The organism is Ekhidna sp. (assembly GCF_965227465.1).
Classification (GTDB): Bacteria; Bacteroidota; Bacteroidia; order Cytophagales; family Cyclobacteriaceae; genus Ekhidna.
In genome coordinates this window covers 2,317,701-2,334,985 of the sequence record NZ_OZ245746.1, presented here as the reverse complement: position 1 = coordinate 2,334,985, position 17,285 = coordinate 2,317,701, and the positions used below count along the sequence as shown (strand labels likewise).

At 38.0% G+C, this 17,285-nt stretch carries 12 protein-coding genes and 1 tRNA gene; all 13 read left to right on the top strand.

All coding sequences use genetic code 11. The features are described from left to right. The first annotated feature begins 4 nt into the window (after window positions 1–4). Entirely contained in the window at window positions 5–1,792 is a 1,788-nt protein-coding gene (gene argS, locus ACO05G_RS10230; protein ID WP_421765712.1) for an arginine--tRNA ligase, read from the top strand. A gap of 1 nt (window position 1,793) precedes the next feature. Further along, window positions 1,794–2,690, top strand: a complete 897-nt coding sequence (gene menA / locus ACO05G_RS10225) for a 1,4-dihydroxy-2-naphthoate octaprenyltransferase (protein WP_421762698.1) — start codon at window positions 1,794–1,796, stop codon at window positions 2,688–2,690. Between the two features lie 629 nt (window positions 2,691–3,319). Beyond that, entirely contained in the window at window positions 3,320–4,168 is an 849-nt protein-coding gene (locus ACO05G_RS10220; RefSeq protein WP_421762697.1) for a universal stress protein, read from the top strand. Window positions 4,169–4,201: 33 nt separating this feature from the next. Further along, window positions 4,202–7,330 (top strand): caspase family protein, encoded by a 3,129-nt coding sequence (locus ACO05G_RS10215; protein WP_421762696.1) that lies wholly within the window; start codon window positions 4,202–4,204, stop codon window positions 7,328–7,330. A gap of 115 nt (window positions 7,331–7,445) precedes the next feature. Then, window positions 7,446–9,506: a M13 family metallopeptidase gene (locus ACO05G_RS10210; RefSeq protein WP_421762695.1), complete on the top strand. Its 2,061-nt coding sequence runs from the start codon at window positions 7,446–7,448 to the stop codon at window positions 9,504–9,506. 109 nt (window positions 9,507–9,615) lie between these two features. Further along, window positions 9,616–9,843 (top strand): hypothetical protein, encoded by a 228-nt coding sequence (locus ACO05G_RS10205; RefSeq protein WP_421762694.1) that lies wholly within the window; start codon window positions 9,616–9,618, stop codon window positions 9,841–9,843. A gap of 100 nt (window positions 9,844–9,943) precedes the next feature. Further along, window positions 9,944–10,015, top strand: a tRNA-Glu gene (locus ACO05G_RS10200). A 471-nt stretch (window positions 10,016–10,486) separates the two neighbouring features. Further along, window positions 10,487–11,107, top strand: a complete 621-nt coding sequence (locus ACO05G_RS10195) for a hypothetical protein (protein ID WP_421762693.1) — start codon at window positions 10,487–10,489, stop codon at window positions 11,105–11,107. A 262-nt stretch (window positions 11,108–11,369) separates the two neighbouring features. After that, window positions 11,370–12,107, top strand: coding sequence for a DUF4331 family protein (locus ACO05G_RS10190; RefSeq protein WP_348284298.1), 738 nt, complete (start codon window positions 11,370–11,372; stop codon window positions 12,105–12,107). A 13-nt stretch (window positions 12,108–12,120) separates the two neighbouring features. Continuing rightward, the gene (locus ACO05G_RS10185; protein ID WP_421762692.1) at window positions 12,121–12,684 is read left to right on the top strand and encodes a DUF4331 family protein; all 564 of its coding nucleotides are present in this window, start codon (window positions 12,121–12,123) and stop codon (window positions 12,682–12,684) included. 66 nt (window positions 12,685–12,750) lie between these two features. Then, window positions 12,751–14,022 carry a tetratricopeptide repeat protein gene (locus tag ACO05G_RS10180; protein WP_421762691.1) on the top strand — a complete coding sequence of 424 codons (1,272 nt, stop codon included), beginning with the start codon at window positions 12,751–12,753 and terminating at the stop codon, window positions 14,020–14,022. A 119-nt stretch (window positions 14,023–14,141) separates the two neighbouring features. Next, the gene (locus ACO05G_RS10175) at window positions 14,142–15,962 is read left to right on the top strand and encodes a sigma 54-interacting transcriptional regulator (protein WP_421762690.1); all 1,821 of its coding nucleotides are present in this window, start codon (window positions 14,142–14,144) and stop codon (window positions 15,960–15,962) included. Window positions 15,963–16,092: 130 nt separating this feature from the next. Further along, a complete protein-coding gene (locus ACO05G_RS10170) occupies window positions 16,093–17,277 on the top strand; it encodes an ATP-binding protein (protein WP_421762689.1) in 1,185 nt (394 codons plus the stop codon). The last annotated feature ends 8 nt before the right edge of the window (window positions 17,278–17,285 follow it).

Genomic DNA, 17,285 nt, shown 5'->3' with positions numbered 1-17,285 from the left:
AGAAATAATGCTGGAACAAAAAATACAAGAAGCGATTTCTCAGGCTTTTAAAAGCCTTTACAGTCACGAACTTCAATCTGATCAGGTGGGTCTCCAACCTACCCGAAAGGAGTTTGAAGGTTCTTATACATTCGTCGTTTTCCCTTATTTAAAAATCACCAAAGGGAAACCTGAAGATTCGGGTGCTCAGATTGGCGATTGGTTGACGGCTAATACGGATTTTATAAAGGGGTATAATGTGGTAAAAGGTTTCTTAAATCTTGAAATTGAAGATTTAACCTGGGCAAGCACGCTTCATGAAATAGCTTCAGAGCCTAATTATGGTAAACTGTCGAGCAATGGTCAGAAAGTGATGGTGGAGTTCTCTTCCCCAAATACCAACAAGCCACTACATCTTGGTCATTTAAGAAATAATTTTCTTGGAGATTCAACTGCGCGGATACTTGCTGCCAATGGCTTTGAGGTAAAAAAGGTGAACCTGGTAAATGACCGTGGGGTACATATATGCAAGTCCATGCTGGCGTACCAAAAACTAGGGAATGGAGAAACTCCGGAAATTGCAGGAATAAAAGGAGACCATTTGATAGGAAAGTATTATGTGCTTTTTGATCAGATGTACAAAGAGGAAATCAAATCGCTTGTAGATCAGGGAGTAGAGCCCGAACAGGCTAAGAAAGAAGCTCCGTCTATTATTGAAGCACAGGAGATGCTTCAGAAGTGGGAAAATGGAGATAATGAAACGGTTGCCCTTTGGGAGAAAATGAATAATTGGGTGTATAAAGGCTTTGATAAGACTTATGACACCATGGGTATTCATTTCGACACCATGTATAAAGAATCCAACACCTATTTACTCGGGAAGGAGCTCGTAGAGGAAGGACTTAAAAAAGAGGTTTTTTTCAAAAAGGAGAACGGATCGGTTTGGGTTGATCTGACCGATGAGGGAATGGATGAAAAGCTTGTGCTTAGAGCAGATGGTACAGCAGTCTATATGACTCAGGATATGGGAACCTGTGACATGAAGCACAAGGATTTTCCATTTGATAAGTCTGTATTTGTTGTAGGTAATGAGCAAGATTATCACTTCAAGGTACTTTTCGCAATCATGAAGAAACTTGGGAGATCGTATGCTAATGGATTGCATCATCTTTCCTATGGAATGGTGGATCTTCCAACTGGAAAAATGAAATCCAGGGAAGGAACGGTCGTGGATGCAGATGATCTGCTTCAAGAAATGTTCAATACCGCTGAAAGGCATACAAAGGAGCTAGGTAAGATTGAAGGAATGGACGAGGTGGAGGCTCAAAACCTTTATCGCATGCTTGGTTTGGGTGCACTTAAATACTTTCTTCTCAAAGTGGACCCTAAGAAAAGAATGCTTTTTAATCCACAGGAATCCATCGAATTCCAAGGACATACCGGGCCTTTTATACAGTATACGCACGCCAGGATTTCAGCAATTCTGAGGAGAGCAAAATCATTGGAAGTAGGTACCTCATTCATCCCCGAAAATGTTGGTGAGCTGAGTCAAAGAGAAATAGATCTAATATACAAGATCACAGATTACACCAGTGCATTAAGAGAAGCAGGAAAGGAATATTCACCAGCTGTTATGGCACAATACGTTTATGACCTGGCAAAAGAGTATAATGGCTTCTATCAGGAAGTGCCGATCTTCAATGAAGAAAATAAGGACAGGCTTGCTTTCCGAGTAGAACTATCCAAAGTCACGGCTAATCTGATTCATGAAAGTATGGCTTTACTAGGTATAGAAGTACCTGAGCGAATGTGATATGAAATCCTGGATCAAAGCCTTTCGATTAAGAACATTGCCTTTGGCCATTGCAGGATGGTTGGTAGGAATTTCATTAGCTGGTAATGACACCACGTTGAATTATGCGACAGCTATTCTTACCCTTTTCACGGCTATTTTATTGCAGATTTTATCGAATCTGGCAAATGATTATGGAGATGCTAGCTCCGGAGTGGATGAGAATAGGACAGGGGAAACTCGAATGGTAAGTTCAGGCAAGATATCCGCCCGTGCTATGAAAAATGCCATGGTGCTGTTTTCACTGCTTTCCTTTATTACCGGTTCCTATTTGTTGCATTTGGCGTTTCCTGATGATTGGACCTCAGCTTTGATTTTTCTTCTAATAGGTATGGTTGGGATAGGAGCGGCTATTAAGTACACGGTAGGAAAAAATCCATATGGATATGCCGGTTTCGGAGATGTTTTTGTTTTTCTCTTCTTTGGAATCGTATTAGTTTTTGGAACCTATTATATTCAATCGGCCCAAATGAATTGGGGAATTTTGCTGCCAGCATCATCAATAGGCTTATTTAGTGTAGGCGTTCTTAATGTGAATAACATCAGAGATATTGAATCTGACAGGAAAGCTGGAAAAAATTCCGTCCCTGTTCGAATAGGTCGAGAACGAGCGATCGTTTACCACAAGATTCTTCTTAATGGTGGTATGTTATTTAGTATACTCTTCGTTTATCTAAACTTTAGAAGTTGGGTAGGACTACTTTTTATTTTGGTTTCTTTTCTGTTTTACAAAAACATTAAAGCGGTTGCTACCAAACCAGCTCAAGAGCTCGATCCTTATTTGAAGCAAATGGCCATCTCTACCTTACTTTTTTCTGTCCTTTTCTCTATTGGGCAGATAGCAAGTTGGTTTTATTAAATTCATCATAACAACGAAACATCATCTTCAAATTTAATGTTCGCCTGTTTTAAGACTCTGATCAATTTGATGTAATGGTGATAGTTGTAAAGACAAAAGTAATTTGAGTATTCACTACCTCCAGAAAAGTATTTGATTATATTTTCAGTTCCGTTAGAATAAGTATAATCTTGATGTTTCGATCGAATAGTTTGTCCCTCGTAACATTTCAATTCAATTCTTACTCTCTTAAAATCCTCTTTAGGGATTTTTTGATTTCCGAATGCAATCTCTTTTGGAGAAATTTCAAGTCTAATAGGTTTAATATTTATCTTATTTTTCCTTTTCCTCCTCGGAAGTCTCCAAAAAAAATAAAAAATCTAAGAAATTATTAATAATGTAAGGGCAAGCCAAATGGCTGTTTCTAGAATTACGAAGAACATTGAAAGTCCAAAAAAAATAAACGAGAGAATCCAATTTCTTTGATTCTTTAATTTAAGGTCCAATTTAGCCTCCCTGATAAAGTCTTTATCGGGTGTGAACAAATAAGTAATAAATTTTTTATCAACTTTTAGATTCATAACAATGCAAGAATAAAGAACTCAATCATTTTTCATTAAATTGGGTTTGTTTAAAAGATTCAATCAAATATGAAAAGAATATTAGTCCCTTACGATTTTTCAAAAGTTTCTGAACACGCACTGGATTTTGCCTGCCAGATTGCTGATAAAGCTGACAGTGACATCATGCTACTTAATGTGATTGAGCATCCAACAGCAGATTCGTTTAAGACACTTGGTATGCAAAACGTTGATCCGATGGAGCAACTATACATCAAGAAGATGTATGAAACGGTGCAAGCCAAGTTGGCGAATGTGGTTTCAGCCGCAAAATATTCGGATGATCGTATAAATACCAAGATTCAGTTAGGTAACCCATTTAATACCATCATTGACCAAATTACAGAGGAGAAGGTGAGCTTAATGGTGGTTGGAACTGAGGGGGCTGAGGGTTTGAGCGAATTTTTTGCAGGTTCAAATGCAGAAAAAATAGTCAGAAAGGCATCATGCCCGGTTATTACTATTCAGGATAAGTGCGAACTTGAACCAATCGAAAAGATTGTGTTTGCATCTGACTTCCAGCATTCCGATGATCATTTTGTAGGCCAAATGCTTGACCTCCAACGTACATTCAATGCGCAGTTGAATATCGTAAAGATTAACACTCCTGCAAGTTTTACTTCTACACGCCATGATACAAAGCAGATGGAGGAATTTGTAAAGAAACATTCCATCGATAACTGCACGATTGAAATCTATAATTATAAGAATGAAGAGGATGGGATCATTCTCTTTGCAGAAGATATTAAAGCTGATATGATCGCGCTAGGAACTCATCAACGCAAAGGAGTTGGACACTTCTTAGCTGGCAGCATTGCGGAGGATGTTGTAAATCATGCAAAAATCCCCGTGTGGACAGCTCATCTGAATGATGACTAAATGAAATCAATACAATTCCTAATCGTTTTTTCTATGAGCCTCTGTTTTGCAGAGGCTCAATCTTTTTATGCCGTCATTCAAAAAGGACATGGGGAAGCAGTTAAAGGACTTGAAATTACCACTGACGGAAAATACTTAATTACCGCTTCAAGGGATAAGACTATCAAGGTTTGGGATGCTTTAACCGGAAGAGAGATCCGAACCCTCTTTGGCCATGCGCATACAGTTAATGACCTAACCATTCATGATCAACTAATTGCCTCAAGTAGTGCAGATGGGACGGTTGGGGTGTGGAATATGGTAACTGGTGAGCTACTGTGGCAAAGTACTAAGTTCCGGGAATATGTAACCTCTGTAGATTTCAGCCCGGATGGTAAACTATTAGCGGTAGGAAGCTATGCAGATTCAATCTCCATTTTCAACGTTGTTGATTACAGCCTAAATAAAAAAATTAAAGCCAATTCTGATAGAGGAGTAGGGTATGGAGTAAGTGTTCAATTTAGTCCGGATGGCAATTTCTTATCAGTTGGAGAAGATAACCGTACAGCAAAAGTGTACACAACAACCGACTTGAGCCTGAAGTATGAATTTAAACCCGAGAGAGGCTATTGTGGAGGATGCGGTTCACTTACCTCCATTCAGGGAAATTCGCTGCTTAAACTTTCAAATGGCACCACACTTACTAAATTCAGCCTGAGTTCAGGGGAGAAGACTTTTGAAGGAGGCAATGAGTTTAGAGACATTAGTTCGGTTGATTTTCATCCTAACAGGAAGTACTTCCTAACAGCCACCGAAGATTCAATCCACATTTACGACAATACTAACAACAGGTTAAAAGCCCGCTGGACAGTTGATGGAGAAATCAATGATGCCATTTTTCATCCGCTGGAGGATCAGGTAATTATTGCAATAGATAAGTATGTGATTGTAACCGATTTACAAGGAAAAGAACTCAGACGCTTTGATGGAATCCTTAATCAGGCAAATACGGGGTTGGATTATGATTTGGGAAGCTATTGGGAGCATTACATTGCCAAATGGGTGAAGTATCGTCCTGCCAGAATGCTGAGCGACAGATCATTTTACGTAGGTAAAACAGGATCGAAAGCTAGAAAGTGGAGTGTAAAAGATGCCGGTATCGATATGGAATATATAGGCCATGAGAAAGGTATTCTGTGTTTTCAAAAACTCGATGACAAGACTATCGCAACTGGAGGAGGTGACGGAAAGATTGTTATTTGGGATGAACAGTCAGGCAAACTGATCAAAAAGATCAACGCTCACAGGGAACCTATTTTTGATATGGAACTAAGTAATGATGGGAGATTGCTCGCCAGCACTGCATGGGATGGTGTGGTATCATTGTGGGATACCAAAACGTTGGAGCGATATAATTATAGCTATCATGAGGGTAGGTCTACATACACGCTAACCTTTACGGATAATGACGCTTACCTGGTCTTGGGAATGCTGGATAAGAAACTTCAGTTGTATGAAATCGAGACCAAGCAAATTGTAAGAGAGTTTGTTGGTCATACAGATAATGTGACATCCCTGAAAACATATGGGAATGAAGTCCTTTCAACCAGCTGGGATGGTAAAATTATTTTGTGGGATTTATATAGTGGATTAATTAAAAAGCGAATTGATTCAGGAAAGCCCGTTTTTGATGCACTGATTGTAGTAGATCAGATTATTTCTGTAGGTGCTGATCGTTCAATTAATTTTTGGGATAAAGCCTCTGGTAAAAGGATAGAAAGCTTGGCCGGACATCAGGCTGAGATCAACGGGATTGAAGTAGCAAATAACCTCATGATGACAACCGATGTTGATGGTGTAAGCAAGTTCTGGGATCTGACATCAAAAAAAGAACTATTTGAGCATATTCAAATAGGAAGGAATGACTGGATGGTGAAAAATCCAAATGGTTACTTTGATGCAACTGATGATGCCATTTCTAATATTCATTTCGTGAAAGGGATGGAAACCATAGGCGCAGATCAGCTCATGGATGAATTTTATGTCCCCGGGTTAATTAAAGACATTTTTAGCTCCACAAGAAGTGGGAGAAAGTCGATTGGTAAGCTTATAGAGGAAGACCCTCCACCCACCTTAAAGTTATCAGGACTTGTCCAGGGTGAAACCGCCAAGTTGTATTTGAAGGCTGAAGATCAGGGTGGGGGAATCAAGGACGTAAAGTTGTATCACAATGGGAAGCGAGTTTCTTTAGCATCTCAAATCAAGAATTTGCGGTCGGATAAAAACGCGAAGATTTATTCAATCGAGTTTCCACTTGTTGCTGGCCATAATCAATTCACGGCATCAGCATCTTCTGATGCCAATTTGGAATCGAATAAGGCTGCAGTGACACTTTTTTCTGATTCAAAGGTTCCAGGAAGTACTTGTCATATTTTGGCTGTTGGCATCAATGAGTATCAAAACTCATCCCTTAATCTAAATTATGCAAAATCGGATGCTAGTTCATTTGCTGAGCAGATGAAAGCCCAGGGTGAGCAGATTTACTCAAATGTAGTTTTACATCAAATTTTCGATAGAGAAGCTACCAAGGAGAACATCCTTGCAAGAATAAAAGAACTTCAGAAGCAGATATCAGTAAATGATGTCTTCGTTTTCTATTATGCGGGTCATGGAAGCATGTTAAACAACGACTTTTATCTGGTCTCTTCGAGTGCCAGCAGACTATACGACAGTGATAGAATCAATGAGTATGGCATAAGGGCTGATGTGTTACAGGAAGCGATGCTAGATATCAAAGCACTGAAGCAATTAATCATAATGGATGCCTGCCAGTCCGGAGGGTCAGTCGAAGTGCTCGCTCAGCGTGGTGCACCTGAGGAAAAAGCCATTGCTCAGTTGTCACGAAGTTCAGGTATACATGTGATGGCTGCTGCAGGTAGTGAACAGTATGCTACAGAGTTTGAATCACTGGGACATGGTCTCTTTACATATGCATTGTTAAAAGGTATTGGCGGAGCTGCAGATGGCGCACCAAAGGACGGGAAAGTCACCATCTATGAGTTAAAATCATACCTGGACGATCAGGTTCCGGAGCTAAGTATTCAGCATAAGGGAACGCCGCAATACCCTCACACATTCTCCAGGGGACAAGATTTTCCAATTGTCATTGTAAAAGAAGAATAACAGCTCATTGACTCATATGAGTCACTTATCCACTTTTGTGTCCATTCGTCTGAGGTTGTTGTGTATAACACATTCATTTTCATACTTTTATAAGTTCAAACCAATCAAAATAAAAATGCGAAACTCTATTTTAAGCTTGCTCGTAATCGGCGTGCTGTCAGCATGTACAGCACCAGGTGAGGACGCGAAAGAAAAAGAAATGCCTCCAGGTCTTGATATGACTATGATGGGGGAGGATGTAGACCCTAAAGAAGACTTTTATCGATTTGCCAATGGTAATTGGCTTGATAAGACCGAGATTCCTGCGGACGAGGGAAGATGGGGTGGCTTTCCAGAATTAAGGGAAAAGAATGACAAGATCATGCTGGATATCATGGATCGATCAGCTCAAAACCCCGACTTTGGAGACGGAACAGATGAGCGCAAAGCCATTGACTTCTTTGCTGTAGGAATGGATTCTACACTTGCAGAGCGAGTTGGAACCAAGCCACTTTCAAAATGGATGGATCAAATCAATGCCTTATCATCAAAAGAAGATTTGCAGAATCTGCTAGCGGAGATGCACCGTACCGGATATGGGCCATTTCATGGAGTTGCTTCATTTGCCAATCTTATGGACAGTGAAATCAATTCATTGTATGTGGTTGCAGGTGGTTTAGGTCTTCCTAATAGAGATTATTATACGAAAGAAGATGCCAAGTCAAAAGAGATCAGAGAAAAATATGTTGCTCATGTTGGTCGCATGATGAGTCTGGCAGGAGTAGAGGGTGATGCTTATGCCATGGCGAATGATGTAATGGAAATCGAAAACCGATTGGCTCTTGCTTCATTGACACCAATAGAGGCACGGAACATCCCAGCGCTTTACAATCCAATGCCGGTAGATGGTCTGCAGGAACTTTCTCCAACTATTCAGTGGAAATCGTATTTAGAAGGTGTGGGAGTAGATCTTGGCAAAGTGGATACGTTAATAGTGACACAGCCAAAATTCATGAAAGAGGTTACAGCCACTTTCAATGAAGTAGACATGGAAAAAATTAAAAACTACCTGGCCTGGAATGTAGTGAATCAAGCGGCTAATTTCTTAAACAATGAAATGGTGCAGGCAAATTTTGATTTCTACGGAAAAACCATCCGTGGGACAGAGCAGATGCGTCCAAGATCAGAGCGCGTATTATCTACAACAAACGGGGTAATTGGTGAAGCCATTGGTAAGGTATATGTAGCAGAAACATTTCCGCCTGAGGCAAAAGCCAGTGCAGAAGAAATGGTAGGCAACCTGATGAAGGCTTTTGATAAAAGAATCAGAAATCTTGAATGGATGTCGGAAGAAACAAAGGAACAAGCATTAAAAAAGCTAAATAACCTTACGGTGAAAATCGGTTACCCGGATAAGTGGAGAGATTACTCCACACTTGAGGTTAAGAAAAGTGGCGAAAGCTATAGCTACTATGAAAACATGGAAAATGCGTGGAGATGGCAGTTTGAAGAAAACATTAAAGAGATCGGAGAGCCGGTGGATAAACAACGTTGGGGAATGAATCCTCAAACCGTAAATGCCTATTTCAATCCATTGAATAATGAGATTGTATTCCCTGCGGCTATTTTGCAGCCTCCATTCTATAACTATACGGCAGATGCTGCGGTCAATTATGGAGGCATGGGAGCTGTGATTGGGCACGAGATTTCACACGGGTTTGATGATCAGGGAAGTCGGTTCGATTTCCAGGGTAACATGGTCAACTGGTGGACAGAAGATGATAAGAAGCGATTTGAAGAAAGAAGCGAGAAACTTGTAGCTCAATATGATGCATACAAAGCCTTGGATAGTGTATATGTTCAGGGAAAGCTCACACTAGGAGAAAATATTGGTGATCTGGGAGGCCTTAATGCCGCATATGATGGACTTCAGATTCATTTAGCAGAAAATGGTAACCCGGGATTAATAGATGGTTTTACTCCAGAGCAAAGACTTTTTATCTCATGGGCAACCATATGGAGAACCAAATATCGTGATGAGACATTACGGACGCAGGTACTTACTGACCCACATTCTCCGGGGATGTTTAGGGCAATAGGTCCGCTTACCAACATGGAAACCTTTTATCAGGCATTTGACGTGAAGGAAGGTGATGAGCTTTGGAGACCAGAAGAAGAACGTGTGATTATATGGTAATGAACGTTTTTAAAGGAAAAAGACAAAAAGATCATCCATTGGATGATCTTTTTCGTTTTATTTGTAATAAATATCAATTGTTGGGTACTAATAAGTAAACAACTTGATCATGAAAAAGAATATCACCAAAAAAACCGGCTCACTTAAAGTACTTGCTCTCGTGCTGGGCTTTGCAGTAAGTGGCATCATCATCGGTCAGGGAGTCTCTCAGAATGACTCATTAATTTCTGAGGGTAGCTCATTAGATTCATTGAAAGAAACGATCAAAAGCAACAAAAACATGATCGTAAATACCTATCTGTTAGGTGTTTCTATTTACAAGGAAACAGTTGAATAATTCTCTTTAACTCTAGCTTTTAAAAATTCTTAGCTTTTTTTATTTCTCTTCTTTGCAAAACTGCATTGACATTCTATATTTGCACTCCCAAAACAAACACGGTCCGTTCGTCTAGGGGTTAGGACGCCAGGTTTTCATCCTGGTAACAGGGGTTCGATTCCCCTACGGACTGCATTCCAAAAGCCACTCAAACGAGTGGCTTTTTTCATTTTGTCCTTCTGGGGCTCACGCTACAGCCTGTCTTCTCACTAAATTGATCCACTGGATCAATTCTTCACGCTCGATCCTCCTACGGACTGCAAAAGGCTCAAGCACATTACAGTGTGAGTGCCTTTTATATTTCCACTCATTCCCAACATTTATATATCTGTATTTTTTGCAGTCCTTCGGGGGCTCACACTGCAGCCTGTCTCATGACTAAAACCATCCACCGGATGGTTTCTAAACGTCATGTCCTCCTACGGACTGCATTACCACTCATTGATTTGAGGGATTTTTTTTACATTCTAGGAGCTACATAGGGGTTACATTTCTATTTGGAAAGCTCTTGCAAACTATATTTGCTATTGCTTCGGTTTTGGAGAGTCTCACATTTACTAATTTATTTTACCTAAATTTTGAGTGCATTAAAAAAATCTTAGAAATGAAAAAATTACTTCTATTGTTTTTGTTCTTTGGTTTATTTTCTTGCATGGAAAGCGACAGAGAGCAATATGGGCCTGACCTGTCTGAAAGGTTTGAAGGGCAAAATATTGTAACGGATGCAAATGGAGTACACTATCCTGATCTGGATCCGCGGGAGGTATACTGTGGTCCGGGTTGGGGATCTAAGTTTTGTAAATTTTTACGCAAATATGATGGGACTATCTGGGCAGATTCAGAAAATTATTATAGCGACTTTTCAGACGTAAAATTTTCAAACTTTTTTGCCACTGAATATTTTATATCCTTCTTTAATCTTGATGGTGTTGCTTCATATTGTGAAGGATGGAAAGTAGGTGAAACAACTTACGATGGAAAAAAATGGAATATAGAAATCAAACAAAATGAGTGGGATGTTTTGTCGTTTGACTATTATTATTACGGGTCTGGTAAAGAAATTCAATATATTAAAAGTTATACATATGAAGTAATTGATGGTTTACTTCATTTTTCAAGTACTGACGGTGAAACATTTATTTTCCATCCTTCTGAAAAAAATTATTCAAAAGATTTTGTTGACACTGGCGAAATAATTGAATTGGAAGGATGTATGTTCTACTAATTTGTCCACTGTAATGGCTCATAATCCCTTTACAGGTGGATTAATAAAAGTCTCGTAATTTAACAGCAGAGCTTCAGTCAGTTTTATTCTTTATCACACCCGTACGGCACAAATTAAACCCTCCCCATATTTAATCAATCCCTTAAATAAAGGGAACAACTCATCTTTCAGAAAATTAATAACTATTTGATTTACAGAATTTTAAATGGTATGGCATGCCCTTTGATAATCGGAACGCCTAATATTTAAATTTAAAATTACTATGAAGAAAATGTTGTATTTATTGGTAGGTGTGACAACCCTATCATTAGGTGTGTTTTATCTGAAAGGAGCAGACCATGTTGATGCTCCAGCAGTTGGCTCACTAGCTGCCGGATCATCCGTATCGGATTTAGCAGATCTTTTTGCATTTGAAAGTCCATCTAATTCTAATAATTATGTATTCATTGGCACAGTCAATGGTCTATTATCACCATCGGCTACTGCGGAAGCACAATTTGATCAGGACGTAATGTATGAGTTCAATCTTGATACAGATGGTGACTTGGTAGAAGATCAGGTTATCCAAGTATTTTTTGAAGATGGGGACGCGGTGACTTATGGTCCTGTTACTCCATCAAGCACGGGACTTTCAAGTGTTATTGAAAAAGAAGGTACTGAAGTACGTGCTCAGATCGCTTCAACGAATGAAGGCGCAAATGGAATCAAATTATTCGCTGGCGCCACAGACGACCCCTTCTTCTTCGATCTTTTTCAATTTATTGGTATTGTAAATGGTCTTGGAGCGGCACTAAGTGATGATACAAATACAGGAGTATATAGTGCAGAACGATTAAATCCAGATACAAACGAGCCTTACCCTGCAGCATTTAATGATCCTGGTACTGATGCGTTAGCAGGCACCAATGTTTTATCATTCGTGGTTGAAGTCCCCAAATCAATGATTTCTACTTCTTCAACCTTTAATGTTTGGTTAGAAAGTAAAATGGTTCAACAATAAACTTCAAATGAAAATGGAAAATATAAGATTGATTTTTTTATTTATCTCTATAGTGTCTTTTTCATCATGTAGCAATGATGATGGGTCCAATGTTGTGGAGGAACAGAAAGTATACAATACAGTTGATCAGATGGGACGCCCAGCAATCAACACCGTATTTAATTTCTTTGGATCATCGGCAACAAAGAATTCTTTTAATGAAATACTTCCATCTGAAGGGAAAGTAGAAAGTTCAGACCATTTTAAAGGAATTTTGGAAGCTTTACAAGCATACATCTTCCTTGATCCTACATCATATGAAAATATTCTGGGGACAAATAATCAGACATTGGCTGAAATATTATCAGTAGATGTTTTGACTTGTGATCTTTCCAAAAGCCCCTCTTCATATGCGACTTTAAATGGAAGAGGATTAGGCGATGATGTGATTGATGTAACATTAGCGTTGGCTTTCGCAGATCAGTCAGCTGCGGGTGAAGATAATCCAGTAAAAGATGGTGTCTCAACTGACAATGTTGATAGCAACGACAAAAGTCATAGTAATAATTTTCCTTATATAGCTTCAGCTCATAGGTAGTTTTTTTGGTAATTAGTGCTGTCGAGATCAGTCATTACGACTGGTCTCGGCTTTTTACTTATTGATATGATACATTACTTTATCCTATTCCTTATTGTAATTCTTACTAGTTGTGACTTTGAAGAGTCTAAAAGAGAGTTTGTCGTAATTGATTCAGATTTACAAAACTTTCTAAAGCATAGCCCTCAAGATAGGCTGTTAAATGCTGAAGCGGATTATTATTTCTGGTTAAAAAAGTTAGATGAAATTCCGCAAGGATATATTTATTTACAAAAAGCTGCTAATGCATCATTAAAGCTTTTTGAAATTACTGGAAAACCTAAGTATTTAGAGCTTAATAAGGATCTTTTGCAAAAAGCCAGTTTATTAATCCAAGGTAAAAACCAAGTCAACAATCTTCTTCTTTTAAGTCATGCAGAAATGATGCTGCATAATTTTAAAGCCGCAGTTAATTATTCAGTTAAGGCCCGGTCATTGACTGATGAAAAGTTCGGGCCATTGATGATGCAATACGATGGAGAAATAGAACTTGGAAATTACCAAATTGCCTACCAACTTTTAAATAGAGCCAAGCAACCTGAATCAGTTGACTATTTAATTCGATTTGCAAAATTCAAAGACCATATTGGTCAGCTTGATTCAGCAATATATTACTGTGAAAAGGCCCTTAAATTTGTTGAATCTCCAGAAAAGAGAAATTGGATTGTTAGTAACCTGGGGGTTTTATATGGACATGCCGGACTTATAAAGAGATCATATAATAAGTACATTGAAGCCTTATCATATAATCCTAATGATTTTCATGCATTAAGGGGTATTATATGGATTGCTTTCTCATATGATCAAAATTATCCTTTAGCAAAAAAATTATGTCAGTACTTAATTAGCAATTCAGCGAATCCTGAATACTTATTGTTGCTTGCTGATATTAATGAGGCAATGGGCCAAATCGATTCAGCCACAATGCATAGAAATAGCTTTATAAATAAAGCGACTTTTCCTATATACAATAGTTATTTGATTCCTACTATGGCTGAAGTAGATAGTCAAAAAGCAGTTGAATTAGCACTTACTGAAGTTGACAGCAGGCCAACTCCCGAAATGTTCAGTTTGCTTGCCTGGGCTTATTTTAAAAATGGCGAAATTCAGAAGGCTATCTGGCTTTTAGAGGATGAAGTTAAAGGTCGAACACATGAGCCTCTTGCTATTTACAGAATGGCTATGATCTACAAAGAAGTAAAGGAGCATCAGAAATCGGATCTACTGTTTCAAGAAGTTATTGATGCCGAGTTCGAAGTTGGACCAAATATTATGCAGTATGTTCCCAAAGATTTATGAATAATAACTCAGAGGTAACTGGATTATTCGAATTCCGGTCTTAATGATTATAAGCCTCAGTGTAAAGCTGAGGCTATTTTTTGATAAATAATTACTAACTTAAATCAAAGGCTGAAAAAATGGGCGAACTGGATGCCATTGATCAAGAGGATTTGATCATCAAATTAAGAGAAGCAGAAAATCGTGTAAAAGAGTTAGAAGAGGCATTTCATCAAACAAAAACAGGTATATGGGAATATAATATTGACACAGAAGAAATAGTATGGTCTAAGGAAGTATATGAAATATATGGATTGGCGCAAGGTTTAACACCTCCCAGGCTCGAAGAGATCATAAGATATTCGTCACCAGAGGAGCAGAGTAAGGTTGAATTAATCATAATGTCAGCTATCGCTGAGGGAATTCCGTATTCGATCTTTTGTGAAATTGAAGATAATAATGGTAAACACAGATATGTCAGAGCAACAGGAGTCGCAACCAAGAATAATTTAGGCCAGGTTATACGGCTATCCGGAACAATTTGTGATTTGTCTGAGCATAATGAGAATCAGCAAAATCTTAAATTTTCTGATTTTACGATTGAGAGTATTTCGGATGGAATTTACTGGTTTGATGATGATCTCAGATTTGTTCGTGTCAATCAAGCAGCAGCAGATCTTTTGGATTATAAGAGAGAAGAATTGATTGGAAAAAAAGGTATTGATATAAATCCACGATTTTCCATGAAAAAATCTATTTCCTTATGGAAGGAAACTAAAGAAAAAGGTTCCCTGTCTTTTATTACGAATCATAGACGAAAAGATGGTTCTGAAATTCCAGTTGAGATAACCAATAACATTATTAATTGGAAAGGAAAGGAATTCAAATGTAGTGTCGTTAGAGACATCACGGAGAGAAAGAATAATGAAAAGATTTTACAGAGCGCACTAGATGAAATCAAAATACTTAAAAGCAAATTAGAAAAGGAAAACAAGTATTTGCGAGATGAAATTAATATAGAGTATAACTTCGATGAAATAGTTGCTGAAAACAAAAACTGTAAGAATCTACTGAAGAAAATTGAGCAGGTTAGCAGAACTTCAAGCACCGTATTAATTCTAGGTGAAACTGGAACAGGTAAAGAATTATTTGCAAGAGCAATCCATAATCTCAGCGATAGAAATAGCAACACTTTGATCAAAGTAAACTGTGCTGCTCTACCAATTCAATTAGCAGAAAGTGAATTATTTGGGCATGAAAAAGGATCTTTCACAGGGGCAGTTGGACGAAAAATAGGAAAATTTGAGGTTGCAGATAAGAGTTCTATTTTTTTAGATGAGGTTGGAGAGTTGCCTATGGAAGTTCAAGCTAAGCTCTTAAGAGTCCTGCAAGAAGGAGAGTTTGAACGTGTGGGAGGGAATGAAACTATTAAGGTGGATGTTAGAATCATAGCAGCAACAAACAAAAATTTAGAAGAAGCAATAAAGCAAAAAGAGTTCAGAGAAGATCTTTTTTATCGACTCAATGTGTTTCCTATCTATCCTTCTCCTCTCAGAAATAGAAAGAGTGATATACCAGCCCTCGTTGCACACTTCCTTAAGAAGTTTGAAAATAGAATGGGGAAAAAGATTTTTTCGATTCCCAATACAACAATGGAAAAGTTGCTTAAATATGATTGGCCTGGGAATATTAGAGAGCTTGAAAACATTATTGAAAGAGCTATGATTACTTCTGAAGAGGATTTAATAGTTGAAGATCCCTTGATACCAAAGTCCACTAGAAATTTTGAGAACAGCAAATTAGAAGACACTGAGAAGCAAACGATAATAGATGTTCTTATTGAAACTCAAGGCAAGGTCTCCGGACCAAGCGGAGCTGCAGAAAAATTAGGTGTCAATCCTAAAACACTTGAGTCTAAAATCAGAAAGTTCAATATCGATAAGAGGAAGATTTTCAATTGATTTATTTTAATCAATTGATTAAAATAAAGAAAAGACTATCTAGTAACTCATCTCATAAGTATCAGATTATCAAATAATTACATTCTTTGGCATCAATTTTATAAAGCATATGATATAACCCATATGCCTTATGCTTTTGCACACCATACCTGATACTGATAGAAACGAAGAAGCCAATAGAATAAAAGATCTAGATAGTTATGGAATTTTAGATTCTCTTCCGGAGAAAAAGTATGATGACATTACAAAATTGGCATCATTTATCTGCGGAACGGAAGTTTCTTTGATCACTCTGATGGATTCTGAGCGTAATTGGTTCAAATCCATTCAAGGCGATCCTTCCATAGAAGAGAAAGAAATACCACGAGATGTTTCCTTTTGCAAAGTAACAATTCAGGGGATTGGCTTATACGAAATCAAAGACGCCTCTGTAGATAAAGAATGGAAGAATAGTCCTATAGTTAAGGAGCATAATATTAAATATTATGCAGGGTATCCTCTTGTAAGTCCAAAGGGATACAAATTGGGAACACTTTGTGTAGTTGATCGTGAACCCAGACAGCTTACATTAGATCAAAAAAATGCATTAAGAACTCTTGCCAACTCAGTTGTTTCTGTTTTTGAGCTAGACAAAAACAAAGCAGAACTGCAAAGAAAGAATAAGGAGTTAGCTGAAGTAAATGCTCGTTTGTATCAATTCGGACGGATGATTGCTCATGATTTAAAAAGTCCTTTGCAAAGCATAAAATCTCTATATGAGCTCATGCGATATGATCAAGAAAATACCTCATTATATGAGGATAAAATGCAATCATACATTGATCGAATGGCTCAAATGATTGATGGTCTCCTGGCCTTTGCAAGAAACAATCTTAATTCATTAAAAAAAGAGAAAGTAGATGTCAAGAAACTCTTGGACGCTTTAATTGAAAGATTAGGGGTTAGAGAAATCAAATACACTTTGGATGATGAATTGCCGATAATTCAAACCGAAGGAGTCTTACTTGAAATTATTTTTCAAAACTTAATATCCAACGCTGTAAAATATTGCAACTGTGAATTTGCCAGAGTACGAATAGGAGTGTTCTGTTTAGAACCTCTAACCTTTTATGTTGCCGATAATGGTGTAGGAATCTCTAAAGAATCAGGTGAACGAATTTTTGATCCTTTCATACGACTGGAAAACAAGCAGGATGATGGATGTGGTATTGGACTTTATACGGTAAAAACCATTTTGCTACAGCGAGGAGGAAAGATATGGTATGATTCACAACCAGGAGAGGGTACAACATTCTATTTCGAATGGAAAATATAAACTATAAA